Raw genomic sequence first — 1,965 nt, 5'->3', positions numbered from 1 at the left:
AAAATGCGGATTTACAACGTTAAGGAATTCAATATAAAAAAGCCTAATTTCTCGGTGTTGCAAGAGCTTAGGCCTTTTTAAAAAACTATAAATACCGTTTGAATTAATATTAGGATCCATCTTGGTACTTCAACTTTCCGGAGTTAACTAAATTAACTTTAACTTTTAAATTCTTTATACTGTGTTCATTTAAGTAAAACGAGTCTGTTTTTACTTCTTCTTTCCATTTTCTTGGATTCTGACGGTATAATGATTCACCTAATTTGTAGATATCTGCATTTATTTCTATTCCTTTTTCAAAGGATTTTAGAATTTCTAATTTGATAATATCTTCAGTTTTTGTAATCAACTCTTTATCACTAATTTCCTTGATCTTCTCATTTATTCCAGCTTGAACTTCAACTCGAATATTAAAAAGTATGGGCTTACTACTCATAATAGGGGAAATTGTAATCTTAGGTTTCTCTATCACTACGGAAACAACAGCGCTATCATTCTCAATAATCCACACAGGAGATCGAACGTTTTTTTCATCCATCCATCTTAGACCGTTTAAATCAGTCTCAGAAAGCCATCCTTCTAGGCGATTATTCCTTACAAAGAACGCTCCATCATTTCTTAATAATGGTGCTTTTTTGGATTCTTCTTTCCAATTTTCTGTTGAAATTTTAAGTGATGGGATATAAGCAGTTTGCCCCATCGGATCACTATCTCTAATAAATTGATAAAATTGTTTAGGTTGTATGTAAGACCGTTGTTTATACCTTTCCTTTGGTTCATGGAGAATGGTAGACAACCCCGATAATGTAAAAAAGGCTTTTGTTTTAAGTATATCATCAATGGGTTCCTTTGTAGCGTATAAGAGAATATTATAGCGTATTTCTCGGTACCGATTAATAAAATCAATAGAGTCTTTAATATCTTGTCTGAGCAGTCTTTCGCTTAATATTATTGTAGATACATGTCCCCAAAAAAGTCTTTGTTGAGCATCCTTATATAATTGATTTAATGCTTCCGTAATGGTAAAACCTTCACCTCTTCCTATCCACACTGGTGGTTGTTTATCAGGTCTAGCCCCCTCTAACTTAGCAACGTTAGAAAAGTCAAGTAACTGAGCATAAGCTATATATTTTCCTTCTTTAAAATCTATACCAAGAGCTGCAACATAATAAATATCTTGAACTTCTTTAATATTCCAACATCCAGATAACATTGCACTAGTGATAAGCATCATAATTATTAGTTTTATTTTGTGCAGCTTCACTGTTTTCCTTCTCCTTCGTCCGTTTTAGAACTATCATTGGTTCGGAGATAATCAACTCTATGTCTATAACTTCTCCACGGTAAACGAAACAATCCCTTGAAAAAATCTGAACTAGATTTTGGGAAAACTAAAGCTAAGTAAGGGATTCCAAAGGAACGTAATCTTGAGATATAAAGAACGATTACGAATCCGGCAAGCATAAATCCATATAACCCCATCAAAATTGAACATAATAGTACAAACCCTCTGAGTATGGATACTGCTCCTGCTAATATTTGGTTTACTAAGGTATATCCCGCAATAGCAGATAAAGCAGTAATAACAATGACAGAAGGGGAGATAAAACCCGAACGGATTGCAGCATCCCCAATGATTAGTCCGCCTACCACTGAAAGGGTTTGACCAAGGGGGGAGGGTAATCTTTGACCGGCTTCACGGAACATCTCAAAAAGGAACAAAACAATTATAAGCTCAAGTGGTGCTGGAAATGGTAGACCTGATCTTGCAACAGTCACAGTCGCAAGAAGAGGGAAAGGAATTTGATCTTGGTGATAAGCAAGTAATGCCATCCAAAATCCGGGTAGGAAGACAGCTAAAAGAAATCCTATCCACCGATAAAAGCGTGCAAATGATACAGTTAGAAAATTAAAGTGGGAATCTTCTGCAGCTTTTATTAGGGGTACCGCCACATGCCCATCAAC

At 35.3% G+C, this 1,965-nt stretch carries 2 protein-coding genes; both read right to left on the bottom strand.

The window, feature by feature from the left end:
• Positions 1-109: 109 nt before the first annotated feature.
• Complete coding sequence (locus KI369_RS27360) at positions 110-1,264, bottom strand: Ger(x)C family spore germination protein (RefSeq protein WP_000766211.1); 1,155 nt, start codon at positions 1,262-1,264, stop codon at positions 110-112.
• On the bottom strand, positions 1,261-1,965 hold a 705-nt coding region (locus KI369_RS27355), incomplete at its 5' end, for a spore germination protein (RefSeq protein WP_238484967.1). The genes KI369_RS27355 and KI369_RS27360, both read right to left, overlap by 4 nt.

The sequence above is a fragment of the Bacillus sanguinis genome (assembly GCF_018332475.1).
Taxonomy (GTDB): domain Bacteria; phylum Bacillota; class Bacilli; order Bacillales; family Bacillaceae_G; genus Bacillus_A; species Bacillus_A sanguinis.
Note: the sequence above shows the minus strand (reverse complement) of the source record. Positions and strands in the feature narration are given on the sequence as shown.